Genomic DNA, 15,257 nt, shown 5'->3' on the forward strand with positions numbered 1-15,257 from the left:
AACATGAATCAATGAATAATTCCAGAATAGAAAAACACAAAGCAGAAAAAAATACCTGCATCACTAAATTTAACATGTCGACGCTAATATTTTTACGAAATCGAAAATTTCTCCTCAACTTCTACACCGTAAAACCCATCCACTACAACAAGCCTACCTTTTGCAAAAATTTCCTCTCCAACTTTCAAGCATACATTTTGGTTAGAAGGAGTGTCTAATTCTAAAACACTACCAACAGTCAACGACATTAACCTATCAAGGGCGATGATTGTACTACCTAATTCAACCTTTACCTCTAGAGTGATTCCCTTAAAGAAGCGGGGACTTATTGTTTCAAATATTTTCTCTCCAGAGAATTCTTTAACTTCCGGCAACTCAACGATCTCAACAGTTCTATCAGTCATAATATTCCTTAAATAATTAATTAGAGGCAAGGCGCACAGCGCTATTGGTTTTTTTCGAGCACATCTCACCTACAATATCAATCTCATCGTTCTCAGATTTAAGAGTTATTTTACTTTCTATTTTTTTATCAAGTAGTACGATATCTCCGACCTCAATCTCCAATAGGTCTTCAATGGACAATTTCAAGTTTGACACATTTGCAATAAACTTGACTGATTGATCTTTTAAAATCGAATCCATTGAGCAAATCGAAATGTCATCTGAGATAGAGCTATGATCAATATCCAGCAAAGAAAATACAATTTCTTGACCCAAATAAATTTTAGTATAAAGTTCTTCAGATATTTGTATCTCTACGACACACCATCCACTGCCATAGCAAAAAACACTCTCCTTCAAGCAGGAAGGCTCACTATCGAAGGTTACATTAGGAAACTGGCAAGCTAAATCTGAAAACAACTTATTAAGAAGCTCTATACATATATTGTGCTCAGTATCTTTCAATGAAACTTGTCTACCTAATAATGCACCAACAATCTGGCTTGATTGTAACTCCCATGCTTCAATATGTAAGCAGCCACCAAAATATTTCCTAGTTTTTATCGCCTTCGTATCAAGACTTAGATTAGATAAGTTTTTGACGGTTGGCTTAATATCTTCTTTTTTGAACCAACGTAGCCCCCACTCTTTACACTTATCTATAATAAAATTTTCTACTCGCTGAATCTGTTTCGGTGAATAAGTATAGAAATAGTTAGCTCGCATTTAGCCACCTTTTGCACTATTATATAGCTCTTCAATCATCTGATTAGATATGGTTAGAACTTGTGAGCAGGCTTGATAACCTCTCTGTATAATAACAATTTCTGAAAACTCATCAGTAACATCAACATTTGAGCGCTCCAAAGATTGAGCCTTTATATACCCGACCATTTTCTCATCTGCAGATGCTATGGCGCTAGGATCTGAATCACTATAAAAATGACTGTTATTAATACTGCTCAATACACTCTTATCTACAAACAATGCAAGTCCAAGCGAGTAAGGTTTTTTAATATCTCCATTTGTATAGGTGAGTATTATAGAACCAGAGCTATCGAAGCTAATATCCTGCAAAGTTCCAAAACTTCTACCGTCTATAGATTGTAACTGTAAAGCATTTGTTTGGGATGGGAAACTAGTGAGACCTGTGAATTCCCCGGCTTTGCCAGCAGAAAACACAATATTTTGTGTTTTACCATTATCCAATTCAAGTGCCACATTTATTGTATTAAATCCAGAGACCGGAGATCCGGCAGCGGTGAATTTTAATGTGTCCGATCCGACAATTTCACCGGATTCGTTCGTTACCTCAGCCAACCAATCATCGGTCGACTGCTTTGTATAGGTTATAGATAATTTCTGATTTCGCCCCGAAAAATCTACAACATCTACTGATATTGGACTTTCATCTTCTGATGGAAATTCTATGTCATCTGCCGACAACGAACTTAAATTACCTGTCAGGCTAACTTCTGATGTTGGCTCATATGAAGAAAACTGCATATCAGAGATATCTATATTTACTAACTCGCCACTATCAGTAATGCTTAGTACCTCTCCACCTGTATTTGAGTCCACAAGCACTCCGGAGTCAAATACAAACTGACCCGCTCTAGTATAAGATGTTCCAGTCTCGCTCCTAACAATAAAAAACCCCTCTCCCTCTATGGCCAGATCAGTATTCTCTCCAGTTGAGTAAATATCTCCATTAGAGAATGAAACCCTCTCATTGGAGAGGTGTACTCCATTCCCACCATTGTCATTAACTTCCTGAAAGAATGTCTCCTTTTTCTTAAACCCTACGGAGTTCATATTTGCAACGTTATGGCTTAAATCATCCAATTTTCTTGTAAATGCACTAAATCCAGAAAGACTATTTGATACAACATTAGAAAGACTCATAAAACTATTCCTTTACAATACGGATATCATTAAGGGATAAATCAGGTATCAAGATTCCGTCGGAGGTTGATAATGAAATATAGGGTACCCCCTGTTCGAATCGAATAGATTCAACATTTCCAATAGTAGTTCCATTTTCACCATTTACTTCTACTAACTTTCCAAGCAAACTTAAAGATTGACTTACTGCATTAACTTCTAGCAATTCAGTAATTCCGGCCTCTGTTGCACGCGCCAACTCTAGGTTAGAAAATTCCGCTAGCTGCGTCAGAAACTCTCTATTATCAACCGGATCGAGCGGGTCTTGGTAATTTAGCTGGGTGATAAATATCTCCATGAATTCATCAAGTTCTACAGAGGCCTGTTGATCTGCCCCCTGAGATTCCATTACTCGCCCTACAGATTCAATTGCCATAAGTCATCGCCTATTTTTAGTAATATATGAACCATTAATTAAATACTTATCTACTCTAATGCCGTACTTGTCTAGAATTTTATCAACAACTTCAAGTAGCTCGTTAAGATCTGCAAAATAATTACGAAGCCTTAGTTCAACAAAATCACCTTTAAAACAAAAATTTAACAGGCTTTTCTCTGGCAAAACCCTTAACAATTGCTGCGTGACAGCTTTTTCAACTCTACTTTGGGGTTTTGTAATAATATCTTTTAACTTACCATCTAAGAATTGTAATTCATTGATTCTATCCCTAGATGGTAAAACGGTAGACTCTGAAAGTTTAGCTAACGTGTTACTTTTCTTTTGGATTGAATGACTGGAGACCAAACAATGTTCTAGTGTAAAGATCGATTTTTGGTACTCATTCTCTTGGACTGCACTATTCAGAAAGCTATTTTTTGGTTCAGAATTGGAAGCACTACCTACCTCCCTAGGCACCTTGTCTAGTTGCCGGCTTGGATCTGATGCAGAAATAACAGCCTTTTCCCATTCAACTAGCCTAGACGTTTCTGCTGAAAAGCCTTGGGTTGAAGAGTCTCTAGTTACACTTACGTTATAGTCGGGAAAGTCTTTAGACAGGTGCATGCTATTTTTCCTGTATGCAAGAAAGAGACGAAATATTATTTAAATAATTAATAGATTCAGCCTCCTCTTTAAGTTTTAAAGCTATTTTTTTTCCCTTGCATATAAAGCCAAGTTCATCAAGAGCTATACTTTTATCAAAAATATCATTTTTAAGTGATTTTAGTTTTCTCTCTTTATCCACCAGTTCTTCATTATTCACCTTGATGCGTTTTCCAAGTATAGAAATGTATCCATGAAGAACTCCTATCTCGTGTGGGCTAGCGCCTCTACTTTCCAACAAAGCTAAATATTGGACTTCAAGTTCAGCTAAAGACGCTGTGTCAACCTGGATTTTATTAGAGAGACTGTGAATTTTTTGCTTAATTTCTTTTTTGGTTCTACTCAGTTCAAAAATCTTATATTCAATCATCTTAGCGTAAACACTTAGTGATTGAACTTCTTCCCTTAAATATTTTATATTTTTAAGCACTTGCAATACTCTACTGAGATCAAGCCTAAAGGGATAGCTCTAGAATTAATTTCTCGAACTCTTTTAGAATTACATCCCGATAATTTCTCTCTCCGGAATATAAAAGTTGATCAACTTTAGAGCTTACCACAATTGATTTATCCAAGTCCGGCTCATCACCCTTTTTATAAGCTCCTATTTTTATCATAGTTTTAGCCTCATCAAACAAGGAAAGACTATTCTTTATTTTTCTAATTACATTAAGCTCTTCTTTGGTGGCCAAAACAGTAAGTAAACGACTTACACTATTTAGCAGGTCTATGGCTGGGTACTTGCCTTGTGCGGCAATTTCTCTATTCAATATGAAGTGACCGTCTAAGATTCCACGCATATAGTCAGCTATTGGATCACTCATATCATCCCCTTCCACAAGAACCGTGTAATAAGCAGTTATCGATCCACGCTCTTTAAAATTTCCAGCCCTCTCAATAAGATCGGGAAGCATTGAATAGCAGGATGGCGTATATCCCTTAAATGATGGCGGCTCTCCTCGAGATAGACCAATTTCTCTTTGCGCCATGGCTAGACGTGTTATTGAGTCCATAGTTAGCAGAACATTATTCCCTTGCTTGCAGTAAAATTCTGCAATTTTTGAAGCAGTAATTGCTGCATAAACTCTTACCAGTGGCGATTGATCAGGTGTTGCAACAACAATAATTGACTTTGAAAGTCCTTCACTTCCGAGAACGTCTTCAACAAACTCTGTAACTTCCCTACCTCGCTCCCCTATTAGGGCTATAACATTAATCTCAAAATTATCCCCTTTTAGTAAAGCTCCCAGTAATGTAGTTTTCCCAACTCCGCTGCCTGAAAATATACCTATTCTCTGTCCAAATCCTACTGTCAACAGGGAGTCAATTACTGGTACTTGCGTATGCACAATCTCAGAGGTTTTCTCTCTAGAAAATGGGTTTACCGGAGTAGCAAAGTTAGCAATATTTATTGCCGAGCCTCTAACCTCCCCTCGGCCATCCAAAGGAGAACCGAAAGGATCTATCACACGCCCTATGAGATGCTCACCACAATTAACCGTGCTTACCCTATCTCCCTTTTCTATTTTATCCCCAGCTCTAAGTCCTACAATTGAACCTAGAGGCATCAACAATAATCTATCATCTTCGAAACCAATGACTTCTGCTTGAACTTTCTCACCTCCAGTAGCTTTGCTGACTAAGCAAATATCCCCAACACAAGAATCCAATCCCACAGCAGAAAATGTGCTCCCATGGAAGCCAACAATTTTTCCGTATTTTGATATTGTTAATGACGATTGAATAGATTGTATCAGGAGATCTGTGCAAATCATCAGTAGCTCAACTCATTATTTATAGCTTCGGATATTAGTTTATTAATCTCCGACATCTGTATCCCTAAGCCAATGTCCCATAAGCCTTGATCATGTTCTACCTGAATCCCCCCTACTGGGAGGCTATTTTTCATCATGAGCTTTACTTGGCTTCCAGCAATCTCCCGTACAAGATCCAAATTCTCCGACAATCTTAGATAATCTGCTTCATGAAGATAAATTCTCACCTCGTTTGAGGCTCTAAGGTTATCTAAAGCTGAATTAATGACAGCTATAATTCCTTCGTTTTTGCAATATTCTCTTCCTAAAATTTTACAGCACGATTCAAAGGCTAGAAGTACGAACAGCTTGTCCACATCTGAATGAATTTCAGTCGATAATTTCTTAATAAAGTCAATTTCTTCTTCAACCTTTTGACCGTACTTCTTTTCTAACGCAAGCTTTTCTGCGTTTACTTCTAGTTGTGCCTTCTGATACCCGTCTCTATACCCTGAGGACTGTTGCAAAGCTACATTTTTATCACAGTACGACAAGATTCCTTGCGTCTCTATTCTTATTGTAGTCAGCTGAGACTCCAACTCCTGAATTTTGGCTTCTTTTCTAGAGATATCTGAAGTTAACTCGCCTATTTCTGTTTCCAGGATTTCAATTTTTTTTGTAAAATCAGGATAAATTTCAGTGGTTCTTTCTGTAACAGAATACTCCTCAATCTCCAGTGTGTTACTCACATCCGTAGTTGGCCTATATACGCCTGATACTGATATTGCAGATCCACGCATTACCTTAGGCATTAGTGGTCCCCTTTAATTCCTGGCGAACGAGCTCTTCCAAAACCACCTTTAGGTGACTAGAAAGTTCATCATCGACAATTGCAATATCGTTACCATTACCGACAATAATTTTCGAAACACAAGCAGGGAGTCTATTATCAAAATATTTTTTTTTAGAAAAATGCGTATTGGTTGGTTTCATAACTTCATCAACCAATCCTTGCATTTCTTTATAACTGATATTCTTAATATTATCGCCATCAACAGTCTTCAAACTCCTGGCAAATAACTTTCTCTCCTCCATGCTTAACTTAAACTGAATCCATAGCTTATCAAAATTGGAGAGTGATAAATATTTAAGTAAAAGTATCTTTCCTCCACTACATAACATTTTTTCTTCCCTCTTTAATATCACCAACCAGAAACAATCTGATGTCTTCTAACAGCGCTTCCCTTTCAGGCTTTGATATTCTATTTTTCCTATAATTTAAAAACCAAACAGAAAAAACTATTACAATCAGCAAAATATACAACCAGTACTGCTGTAATAATCTCAATATTTCTTCCTGAGACAGTTTGAAGTAAGCTTTGTCTGTAACATCAGGCTGTTTAAGCTTGACTTGATTGCGCAAATGTACATTGTTAACCTGTGTTATCTCTGTATGCAGTGGAGCCACAATCTCGACCGGTATAATTTTCTCAACTGAAACTCTGTCTCCACGTTTCAAGTCCAGTCCAGCGCTATTTATAATTAGATTTTCTAGCTTACCTACTATTGAGTCCTCAATATCCTTAGATAGAATTACTGAAATGCTAATTTTTTGTATCGCCCCAGGTACTTCTTTGGTTTTTACCAGCTCGGTTGTATATTGATAACTATTTTCAATACTTTCTGAAAGAATAGAATCGTCCTGTCCATCCAGGGACCCTATTGTTGAAGGCGTAGCTTTCTTTTCTCTGAACTTTCTATCCGATTTACTGTTAATTAACAAACCTGCTTCAGAATCCGATAACGGAACAACTCCATTCTTTGTGCTTTCTCTTTTTGTATTGTCAAGCGTAACATCAACTACAATTTCAAATTTATTAGGTTTCATGATTCCAGAAAACAATCTAGAAATCTTTTCGTGATAGTGGCGCTCCACTTCCAGTTTCAGATCCATGTATTGCGATCCCCCAAACATCCCATCATCCTGACCCGATAAGAGGCGCCCCATTACATCCATAATGGTTACATTTTCTGAGTTTAAATTGGGAACTGCGGAAGACAATAGAAACTGTATTCCTATAATTTCTTTAGCTTCTAGTGTATTTCCATCTTTTAAGTCAAGTATTACTGAAGCTTTCGCATCTTCGCTATTTTTACGAAAAGCCTTATATTCAGGTATTACAAGGTGTACTCTAGCACTACGAACGATTGCCAGTGTCTTAATTGATTTCTCTAACTCACCCTGGAGAGCTCTTTGATAAAAAACCCGTTGGGAGAAATTAGTAAGGCCGTAGGTCGAACTGTCAAAAATTTCAAACCCTATATTTTGCTGTCCTAACGCTCCACTTCCAGCAACAATCATCCTTGACTTGGATAGATCATTTTGATCAACATAGATTGAACCAGTACCTCGCTCTATATCAAAAGCAATATTCTCCCTAGCTAACTCATCAGCCACCCTGACAAGTTCGTCATTTGTGAGGTCGTATGCTAAAGCGGGTTTTCCTTTATTAAAAAGAAAAATTAAGATTAAGGCAATCAACACAGAAACAATAATGAAAAATAAAATAATTCTCATCTGGTTGCTTTTAAAATCAAAAGGCATGAGATGAATCCCTTATATCTGCATTTTCATTACTTCTTGATATCCTTCAAGAAGTTTATTTCTTACTTGGGCAACCAAGTCAAAATTTAGCTTTGCTTTACTTATACTTGCAATAACTTCATGTACGTTATCTAAGTTTCCCGCAGCTAGATCAAGAGACAACTCTTCTGCCTTACGATATTTGTCATCAGCAGTTCGCACAATAGCGCTCATAACATCAATAAAACTTTCCTTATTGTCATCGTTATTATTTATTTTTTGTGGACCTAAATATCCCAAATAGGATATTGAATCAATTTCGTTTACGCTCATTATCGTTTACCCATATCTATAGACAGCTGTATAAGTTTCTTCGAAGCTTCCAAAGCTTGAATATTGGCCTGATATGAGCGGATAGAAGTCATAAGTTCAACCATCTCTTCTGCAATATCTACATTGGCCCGATAAATATAGCCATCAGCGTCTGCAAATGGATGAGAGGGCGAGTAAACCTTGCCAGCTTCCAAATTCTTCTCGATAACTGATATATTTTCTACACCTTTTGTTATACTTTCTGGAGAGGAATAGGCTACAACATCTATCGCTTTGTAGGCTTCGGATTTATTCTTTGCAACGACATTTGCATTAGCTATGTTACTCGCTACTGAGTCGATTTTTTGTCTGTGGTAATTTAGACCACTTAAATTAATTGAAAAGCTATCTAAACTCATCAGCGCCCCTCTCTAACTGCTGCTTTTAGTATTTCTGACAATTTTGATTTCGCGGTGATTAATGACTCAAATAAAAGAGTATTCTCAGCCAATCTTGTCATCTGTCGCTCTAAAGTTACAACCTCTAGTGAGCTTATTTCACTTCTTGGCTCCCAATTAGTCGCCAACCACTCAAGTTCATCGGTACTTTGATTTTCAATGAGCTCTGCTAGTTCACGATAAAGTACTCCTTTGGATGTAGTTTTTCCTACATAACCGACTGTATCAATATTTGCTATATCATTTCCGATTAACTTATTCTCCATGACTGTTCTATTTATAGACTTTGTCAAGATCTCTGAAGTTACACTTCCTATTAGATCTGCCATATTATTTACCTTTATTGAATCTCAAGTTTTGCATGCAGTGCACCAGCTGCTTTTATGCCTTGCAATATAGCAATCATATCCCTCGTACTAACGTTAATTTGTTTCAGTGCTCTAACTAAATCATTAACGGTACTACCTCGAGGTAATGAAACTGCCGACAATCCCTGTTCTCGAACTTGTAAGTTTGTTTTTGGAGCAACTACTGTGGATATGGGCGAAGAATTATCACCATTAAAAGAGGTATTTTTTGTTGATAAAGCCAGTATATTCGGTTGTGAAACCGTATATTCTGTAGCGATACTTAATTCCAAGTTACCATGCGATATTGATACTGCTTCTATAGTTACAAAACCGCCAGATACAACAGTTCCTGTTCTTTCATTTATAATAATTTTTGCCGTAATATCTGGATTAATTGATATATTCTCTATCTTCGACAAAAGTTCAACTAGATTACTGTTATCGGGTACTGAAACATCTATTTTTCCGGCATGGCGAGTTACGGTATGTAAACTTGGAAAATTTAATTGTATCGCTTTCGTAACTCTATCTGCTGTGGTGAAATCAGGCTGTGATAAAACTACACTTAAGTACCCATCTTTAACTAATCTAGTGGTAACTTCCCTCTCAACGGTAGCCCCGTTTGCGATAATACCTACCGTTGGATGATTCTTTTGAACGACATTACCGTTTAATCCATACGAGTATCCACCCACTGAAATTGGCCCTTGAGCCAGTGCATAAATTTCGCCATTCGCTCCAGTAAGAGGTGTCATTAAAAGTGTTCCACCAATTAAGCTCCGTGAATCACCTATAGATGATATATTGACATCTATCGTATCGCCCGGCTGATTAAATGGAGGTAGCGTTGCGGTCACTATAACCGCAGCAACATTTCGACTGCTGATATCGTCCTCATTAACAGATATTCCAAATCTAGCTAAAGTATTTGTTATTGACTGTATTGTAGAACTGGACCTCCTTGTATCTCCTGTACCTGCTAAGCCAGCTATCAATCCATAACCAACCAACGCATTTTCTCGAACCCCCTCTATTCGAGCAATTTCTTTAAGCCTGACAGAGGCAAACAAGGGTTGTGATAGTAAAGCTATAAATATAAATAATAACGTTCTTGGATATATATACTTATATCTGAACATAGCTAAAAATCTCTAAAATTCTTACTTACTTTTCTCATAGAGGGCATTATCAAACTGATGATTTGCTTGATATTTATCCTCTGCACTACCTAAAAGGGACCCAGAAGAACAACAGAAAATACGGGTAAATTTTTGCCAAACAGTGATAGCCTGTGGGTCCTCACCAGAGTAAATTATTCTAGCTCTACTAATTCTATTTGAACTGACCGTATTATCTGCATCTATATATAAAGGGCTAACAATGCCGGATATTGATATATATTGGTCCTCTCCATTAACCACGAGGTGCTGTCTTCCTTCAATAACTAAGTTACCGGTAGGCAGGATTTCTACAATTTCTGCAGTAATAACCGCTTGAAGTAAACCGTCTTTATTATTACTTGATCCTTTATTGGCTCCATAGCCTAAAGCAACATCTGCTTCAGCATCAAATACTTTATTCTTAATTTTGAAGTTATAACCACTATTAATGGCACCAAATAATCCTGCATCTGCACTCGTGCTGTTTGCTTCGCTAGAAGCTGCAAGGGAAGACTCCACAACAACCACTGTCACGGTGTCTCCAATATTTACACTTCTATAATCGGACATCAAAGGTTCAAATGTAACCTCATTAAACAGTGATTCGCTGTTTGCAAAATCAGCTATTAACGCTAAGTAAGTCACACACAAAATTGATATTTTCTTCAAAAACTTCATGTCTCTTCCATAATTATTACAGTTTTATTATTTTCAACCTTTCCTTCTAAGTAACTTTGCCCATAATCAACTTTAATTGATACATATTCACCCAGGTTTGCATCAGACATAGCCGTTCCGGTAGTGAATACCTTGACTTGGTTGACAATTGAAATTACTCGAACTGTGTCGCCGGATTCTATGTCCGGTATGGATTCAAAATTATCCTTCACAAGCACTTGACCAATGCCGATATTTCTTTGCAAACGTGTATCCGCGGGAACTTCTTTTATAGTTACGCCCTTAACTTTTGTGACATCTACCAGACTATTTTTTACTCTAATACTTGAAGAGTGAGTTCCCTGTTCTATATTTTCTGCTGCTGTTAATACATCTCGGTAATCTTCTACTTCAACCCAAACTGTCGTGATACTTGGTTGCTTAAGATGTCCTAAAGAAGAAATTGTTATTGCTTCTATCTTTCGTAATTCGCCCTTGACTGATCTACTCAGATGGTACTTGTCAAAGGAATTACAAACATTTAAATTTTCAGCTCTTTGTAAGATCTTTACAGAAAATTCTTTTGATTCTAAGAGCTCTTCTTTATAAACACTCTTTATTTTTTCCTGTAGTTCTTTTTCGTTAAAAACAGTCATTTGGCATTTAACTTTAATTACGTCAGGACCCAATATCGAAAATGAATGTTCGGGATATTGTTGTACAAGGAGCTCGGAAATATCACTCTTTCTTAACCAAAAGCCACTAATTGACTGATTTAGTTTCAGATACTGTGGAATAAATAGCACTTGATTCTTAAGCAAACTCGTGTTGGTCTTCCCTAAATCTTCTAAAGCTATACCATTTTTTCCAAGTACGGCAGACGGATACAACCTTAAGTATTTCTGTTCACTGTGCGCAGAGTGCACAAATAAAAGAACTATAAAAATAGGTATGTAAACTGTCCAAGCTCTCACTTTTTACACTCTCAATGAATTGTTTATTTTCATGATTTCATCAGCTGCTCGTATAATTTGTGAGCCTCCTTCATATGCACGTTGGGCCATAGTTAGGCTCAGCATTTCCTCAACTAAATCTACATTTGACTTTTCTATAGCATTCTGCCGAACTACACCCAATCCATCCTCTCCTGGAGATGAATAATATGCATTTCCTGACTTATCTGTTGATACGTATAGGCCTCCGGTAATTGCATCTAAATCTTGTTCAGCTGAAAAACCAGCCAAGGTGATCTGTCCAATGTAGTCGGTTGAGGAATCAGAATAGGTAACTGTCACTTCACCAGAGATATCAATAGAAATATCAGATGCATCGAGCGGGACTTGAATTCTATCAGCTAGGCGATAACCATCTGAGGTTGTTATATACCCATGTTCATCCAGTTGGAATTGTCCATTTCTGGTATATGCAAAAGTTCCATTCGGAAGCTCTACCTCATAGAACCCCTTACCCGATATAGCGATGTCCAGATTGCTTTGGGATGGCTGGATATTGCCAGGTTCATAAGAGGTAATAACTCTATCTGCCACTGATCCCATGCCTTTCGAACGTAGGATGTTTGACTGTAGACTTGCTGTTTGCTGCACTAAAGTTTCGAAACTAACACTTTGGCGCTTATACGCCGGTGTATTCAAATTCGCCATATTATTAGAGATGACATCAATTTGAGATGCTTCCGCTCTCATTCCTGTTGCCGCAATATATAGAGCATCTATCATGTGCTTCTCCCAGGTTTTTCTTACTGACTACACTTTTCCTATTTTAGATATAGCTTCATCCATGATCGTGCTATAGCTCTGTATCACTTGGTACCCTCCCTCATAATGTCTAACTAACTCCATTAATTTAACCATTTCTTGTAATTGATCTACATTTGATGTTTCTAGGAATCCTTGCCGAACATGAATTTGGTCAGTGGATGCCATTAACGAACTTTTATACATTCCGGGTTTACCCTCTACTAAGCTATTTAAAGGTGCGTTGAACATAGAAAGTTGCTCCACGAACTCTTTTTCTCCTTGGTAGATATTACCGGTCTCATCGATATCAAACTCACCTGGCTCCAACGCAATATCACCTTGTAAGCCTTGAAGGCGAGCTCCACTCAAAAGGGTTAAATATCCCTGGTTATCGATACTTAGCTCCCCTTTTCTCGTCAACCAGTAATCGGTTCCATCGTTTACTAAAAAAAAACCACTACCTTCGATTGCCAAATGTAAATTTCTTCCGGTACTTTTCAATACTCCTTGTGAGAAATCACTCTCTCTGATCGTAGTAGTCAAATCTTGGTTGACTGCTTGAGCCCTATCCTCGCTCATGGCAACTGAGGTTACTGCAAATCCTTTTTTGTAAGCATTCGTGCTAACATTGGCTAGGTTTTGACTAACATTACTCAATTGATTTATGTCACCGTGTAGGCTCGCTAATATTTGTGAGATACCATCAATTTTCATGCTATTTTATCCTTTGCCGAGAAGCCATTGCCTTTTAAACTAACTATTTCTTGAGATCTAACATTTGTATTGCTGGGAATTTCATTTAAAGAAATAACGACTAAATGCGGAAGGTATCTCTCCGTTAGCTTCTTTATATGCATTCGTAAATTTCCTGTGCACAGTAGTACAGGCTTATTCCCACCCTTTATCATTTGCTCTACTGATTTTGATATATTCTTTATGAATTTCTCTACTATGGCTGGATCAAGCCTTATGCTAGCTGGTGTTTCATCATAATTAATTGATTCAAACAATTTCCGCTCTAGACTCGGATCTATCGTTATAACTTCCAAGGTATTATCTTTATTTAATAAGGGCTCGCAGATAACTCTTGACAGTTGTTGCCTTATTGATTCGACTAAAGTTGCTGGATCTTTAGTGATTCTCGCTTTATCGACTAGAGATTCTGCAATTAGCTCTATATTTGAAATGGGTATTTTTTCTTTTACTAGTAATTTCAAAACTTTTTGTACATCACTTAATGAGAGCTGTTCTGGAATCAACTCATCATAAAGAGTTGGTTGTGTCTCCTTTACTCTTCCAAGCAGTAGCTCAGTTTCTTTTCTAGTTAAAAGTTCTTCTGAGTTTCTTTTGATAATTTCACTGAAATGAGTAAATAACACAGTAACTGGATCAACTACAGTTAGCCCTTGCTGTACGGCTAACTCTTTTTGTGAATTATCTATCCAAACAGCAGGCAATCCATAAGACGGGTCTTTGGTTTCCAGACCTAAAATCGATATTTTACTTCCTGTTGAAATCGCAAGAGTCTTGTCTGGAAAACAACTAGAACTTGCCACCACAGAGTTAAACAATTTTAAATCGTAACTATTTTTTTCCTTATTAATCGAGGTGGACAGCTTCAAGTTAGGTATAACAATACCCATTTCTTCAACAAACTGGCGCCTAAAAGCTTTAACTTTTTCTACAAAAATCGTATCTTTCGAAACAAATTCCCCCAGCTCTTCACCAAATACGATCTCAATAGGTTCTACAGTGATATCATTATAATTGGCAACTTGAACTGCTACATCTGTTGACTCTGCCAGAGGAATTGCTGCTTCTTCTCCCTCACTAGTATCGCTGGATTTCGCTATCAAAATTATGATTGGAATGAAAATACACAACAGTACTGCTACTGGCCAAATTGGAATTCCAGGCAATATTGAAAAGAAAATTAACGCCAGGCTCACTAACACTAAACTTTTTGGGTGCTTACCTAGCTGACTTCCAATTTCTTTTCCTAAGAAAGAATCACTTGAAGCTCTTGTAATGATAATACCTGTTGCTGTGGATATTATTAGAGCGGGAATTTGGGTGACAATACCATCACCTACAGTCATAAGGGTGTAGGTATGAAGAGCATCTCCCCAGTTCATACCTAGTTGCGCAATTCCAACCGCTAATCCGCCTACAATATCAATGAGAATAATAATGATTCCGGCAATAGCATCACCCTTTACAAATTTACTAGCGCCATCCATAGATCCATAAAAATTCGCTTCTTTTTCTATTTCTTTTCTTCTTTTTTGAGCTTCAGTCTCATCGATCAGTCCCATATTTAGATCAGCATCAATGCTCATTTGCTTGCCAGGCATACTGTCAAGAGTAAATCGTGCCGCAACTTCTGCCACACGTTGAGCACCGCTGGTTACAACTATGAACTGAACGATAATTAGGATAAAGAAAATAACAAGACCTACGATGTAGTTTCCCGCAACCACATAGTCGCCTACTGCTTCAATAACTTGTCCTGCATCAGCATTACTCAGAATTAGCCTTGTCGCTGCTATATTTAACGACAACCTTAAGAGTGTTGCGATAAGAAGAATGGCTGGAAATGTTGAAAATTCAACAGGTTTGTCCATATAAAATGTTAATAGCAAAATAAGAATTGCCATAGACAAGTTGAAAAGGAGTAAGAAATCTAGAACTGCTGAGGGGACTGGCGTAAACAATACAACCAGAATTCCAAAGACCCCCAGCACCAGCGCCAGTTCACTTTTTGAACCAAGCAATCTTTCAAATGAAAATTTCAA

General features: G+C 37.4%; 19 protein-coding genes. All 19 read right to left on the minus strand.

The annotated features are described in order from the left end of the window. Positions 1-92: 92 nt before the first annotated feature. Genes ACJJI4_RS14885 through ACJJI4_RS14975 form a run of 19 tightly spaced genes read right to left on the minus strand, consistent with a single transcriptional unit; the run spans position 93 to position 15,257 of the window. Positions 93-404 carry a FliM/FliN family flagellar motor switch protein gene (locus tag ACJJI4_RS14885; RefSeq protein ID WP_444896414.1) on the minus strand — a complete coding sequence of 104 codons (312 nt, stop codon included), beginning with the start codon at positions 402-404 and terminating at the stop codon, positions 93-95. Positions 405-420: 16 nt separating this feature from the next. Then, positions 421-1,170 (minus strand): FliM/FliN family flagellar motor C-terminal domain-containing protein, encoded by a 750-nt coding sequence (locus tag ACJJI4_RS14890; protein WP_444896413.1) that lies wholly within the window; start codon positions 1,168-1,170, stop codon positions 421-423. Further along, positions 1,171-2,349, minus strand: coding sequence for a flagellar hook-basal body complex protein (locus ACJJI4_RS14895; RefSeq protein ID WP_444925650.1), 1,179 nt, complete (start codon positions 2,347-2,349; stop codon positions 1,171-1,173). A 4-nt stretch (positions 2,350-2,353) separates the two neighbouring features. Then, the gene (locus ACJJI4_RS14900; protein ID WP_444896411.1) at positions 2,354-2,764 is read right to left on the minus strand and encodes a flagellar hook assembly protein FlgD; all 411 of its coding nucleotides are present in this window, start codon (positions 2,762-2,764) and stop codon (positions 2,354-2,356) included. Between the two features lie 3 nt (positions 2,765-2,767). Continuing rightward, positions 2,768-3,391, minus strand: coding sequence for a hypothetical protein (locus tag ACJJI4_RS14905; RefSeq protein WP_444925651.1), 624 nt, complete (start codon positions 3,389-3,391; stop codon positions 2,768-2,770). Between the two features lies 1 nt (position 3,392). After that, positions 3,393-3,860, minus strand: a complete 468-nt coding sequence (locus tag ACJJI4_RS14910) for a hypothetical protein (protein ID WP_444896409.1) — start codon at positions 3,858-3,860, stop codon at positions 3,393-3,395. Positions 3,861-3,885: 25 nt separating this feature from the next. Next, complete coding sequence (locus ACJJI4_RS14915; RefSeq protein ID WP_444896408.1) at positions 3,886-5,205, minus strand: FliI/YscN family ATPase; 1,320 nt, start codon at positions 5,203-5,205, stop codon at positions 3,886-3,888. After that, the gene (locus ACJJI4_RS14920; RefSeq protein ID WP_444925652.1) at positions 5,205-5,996 is read right to left on the minus strand and encodes a FliH/SctL family protein; all 792 of its coding nucleotides are present in this window, start codon (positions 5,994-5,996) and stop codon (positions 5,205-5,207) included. The genes ACJJI4_RS14915 and ACJJI4_RS14920 overlap by 1 nt, the downstream gene beginning before the upstream one ends. Beyond that, on the minus strand, positions 5,989-6,366 hold the full coding sequence (locus ACJJI4_RS14925; protein WP_444925653.1) for a hypothetical protein: 378 nt from the start codon (positions 6,364-6,366) through the stop codon (positions 5,989-5,991). Before ACJJI4_RS14925 ends, ACJJI4_RS14920 begins: the two co-directional genes overlap by 8 nt. Beyond that, positions 6,356-7,789 carry a flagellar basal-body MS-ring/collar protein FliF gene (gene fliF, locus ACJJI4_RS14930; protein ID WP_444925654.1) on the minus strand — a complete coding sequence of 478 codons (1,434 nt, stop codon included), beginning with the start codon at positions 7,787-7,789 and terminating at the stop codon, positions 6,356-6,358. Before fliF ends, ACJJI4_RS14925 begins: the two co-directional genes overlap by 11 nt. Before the next feature lie 12 nt (positions 7,790-7,801). Continuing rightward, complete coding sequence (gene fliE / locus ACJJI4_RS14935) at positions 7,802-8,101, minus strand: flagellar hook-basal body complex protein FliE (RefSeq protein ID WP_444925655.1); 300 nt, start codon at positions 8,099-8,101, stop codon at positions 7,802-7,804. Then, complete coding sequence (flgC, locus tag ACJJI4_RS14940) at positions 8,101-8,499, minus strand: flagellar basal body rod protein FlgC (protein WP_444925656.1); 399 nt, start codon at positions 8,497-8,499, stop codon at positions 8,101-8,103. The genes fliE and flgC overlap by 1 nt, the downstream gene beginning before the upstream one ends. After that, positions 8,499-8,867: a hypothetical protein gene (locus tag ACJJI4_RS14945; protein ID WP_444925657.1), complete on the minus strand. Its 369-nt coding sequence runs from the start codon at positions 8,865-8,867 to the stop codon at positions 8,499-8,501. The genes flgC and ACJJI4_RS14945 overlap by 1 nt, the downstream gene beginning before the upstream one ends. Positions 8,868-8,878: 11 nt before the next feature. After that, positions 8,879-10,027, minus strand: coding sequence for a flagellar basal body P-ring protein FlgI (locus tag ACJJI4_RS14950; RefSeq protein ID WP_444925658.1), 1,149 nt, complete (start codon positions 10,025-10,027; stop codon positions 8,879-8,881). A gap of 21 nt (positions 10,028-10,048) precedes the next feature. Then, on the minus strand, positions 10,049-10,726 hold the full coding sequence (locus ACJJI4_RS14955; RefSeq protein ID WP_444925659.1) for a flagellar basal body L-ring protein FlgH: 678 nt from the start codon (positions 10,724-10,726) through the stop codon (positions 10,049-10,051). Further along, positions 10,723-11,679, minus strand: a complete 957-nt coding sequence (flgA, locus tag ACJJI4_RS14960; RefSeq protein ID WP_444925660.1) for a flagellar basal body P-ring formation chaperone FlgA — start codon at positions 11,677-11,679, stop codon at positions 10,723-10,725. Before flgA ends, ACJJI4_RS14955 begins: the two co-directional genes overlap by 4 nt. 3 nt (positions 11,680-11,682) lie before the next feature. Further along, the gene (locus ACJJI4_RS14965; protein WP_444925661.1) at positions 11,683-12,441 is read right to left on the minus strand and encodes a flagellar hook-basal body protein; all 759 of its coding nucleotides are present in this window, start codon (positions 12,439-12,441) and stop codon (positions 11,683-11,685) included. A 27-nt stretch (positions 12,442-12,468) separates the two neighbouring features. Beyond that, the gene (locus tag ACJJI4_RS14970) at positions 12,469-13,176 is read right to left on the minus strand and encodes a flagellar hook-basal body complex protein (RefSeq protein WP_444925662.1); all 708 of its coding nucleotides are present in this window, start codon (positions 13,174-13,176) and stop codon (positions 12,469-12,471) included. Continuing rightward, positions 13,173-15,257: a flagellar biosynthesis protein FlhA gene (locus ACJJI4_RS14975; protein WP_444925663.1), complete on the minus strand. Its 2,085-nt coding sequence runs from the start codon at positions 15,255-15,257 to the stop codon at positions 13,173-13,175. Before ACJJI4_RS14975 ends, ACJJI4_RS14970 begins: the two co-directional genes overlap by 4 nt.

This window comes from Microbulbifer maximicatervae (SeqCode) (assembly GCF_052467305.1).

Bases quoted from the DNA above. Each gene is read 5' to 3' on its own strand.
- ACJJI4_RS14915 (WP_444896408.1), bottom strand. From the start codon at position 5,205: ATGATTTGCACAGATCTCCTGATACAATCTATTCAATCGTCATTAACA.
- flgC (WP_444925656.1), bottom strand. From the start codon at position 8,499: ATGAGTTTAGATAGCTTTTCAATTAATTTAAGTGGTCTAAATTACCAC.
- fliF (WP_444925654.1), bottom strand. From the start codon at position 7,789: ATGCCTTTTGATTTTAAAAGCAACCAGATGAGAATTATTTTATTTTTC.
- ACJJI4_RS14905 (WP_444925651.1), bottom strand. From the start codon at position 3,391: ATGCACCTGTCTAAAGACTTTCCCGACTATAACGTAAGTGTAACTAGA.
- ACJJI4_RS14890 (WP_444896413.1), bottom strand. From the start codon at position 1,170: ATGCGAGCTAACTATTTCTATACTTATTCACCGAAACAGATTCAGCGA.
- ACJJI4_RS14965 (WP_444925661.1), bottom strand. From the start codon at position 12,441: ATGATAGATGCTCTATATATTGCGGCAACAGGAATGAGAGCGGAAGCA.
- fliE (WP_444925655.1), bottom strand. From the start codon at position 8,101: ATGAGCGTAAACGAAATTGATTCAATATCCTATTTGGGATATTTAGGT.
- ACJJI4_RS14955 (WP_444925659.1), bottom strand. From the start codon at position 10,726: ATGAAGTTTTTGAAGAAAATATCAATTTTGTGTGTGACTTACTTAGCG.
- ACJJI4_RS14925 (WP_444925653.1), bottom strand. From the start codon at position 6,366: ATGTTATGTAGTGGAGGAAAGATACTTTTACTTAAATATTTATCACTC.
- ACJJI4_RS14920 (WP_444925652.1), bottom strand. From the start codon at position 5,996: ATGCCTAAGGTAATGCGTGGATCTGCAATATCAGTATCAGGCGTATAT.
- ACJJI4_RS14885 (WP_444896414.1), bottom strand. From the start codon at position 404: ATGACTGATAGAACTGTTGAGATCGTTGAGTTGCCGGAAGTTAAAGAA.
- ACJJI4_RS14895 (WP_444925650.1), bottom strand. From the start codon at position 2,349: ATGAGTCTTTCTAATGTTGTATCAAATAGTCTTTCTGGATTTAGTGCA.
- ACJJI4_RS14950 (WP_444925658.1), bottom strand. From the start codon at position 10,027: ATGTTCAGATATAAGTATATATATCCAAGAACGTTATTATTTATATTT.
- ACJJI4_RS14900 (WP_444896411.1), bottom strand. From the start codon at position 2,764: ATGGCAATTGAATCTGTAGGGCGAGTAATGGAATCTCAGGGGGCAGAT.
- ACJJI4_RS14945 (WP_444925657.1), bottom strand. From the start codon at position 8,867: ATGGCAGATCTAATAGGAAGTGTAACTTCAGAGATCTTGACAAAGTCT.
- ACJJI4_RS14970 (WP_444925662.1), bottom strand. From the start codon at position 13,176: ATGAAAATTGATGGTATCTCACAAATATTAGCGAGCCTACACGGTGAC.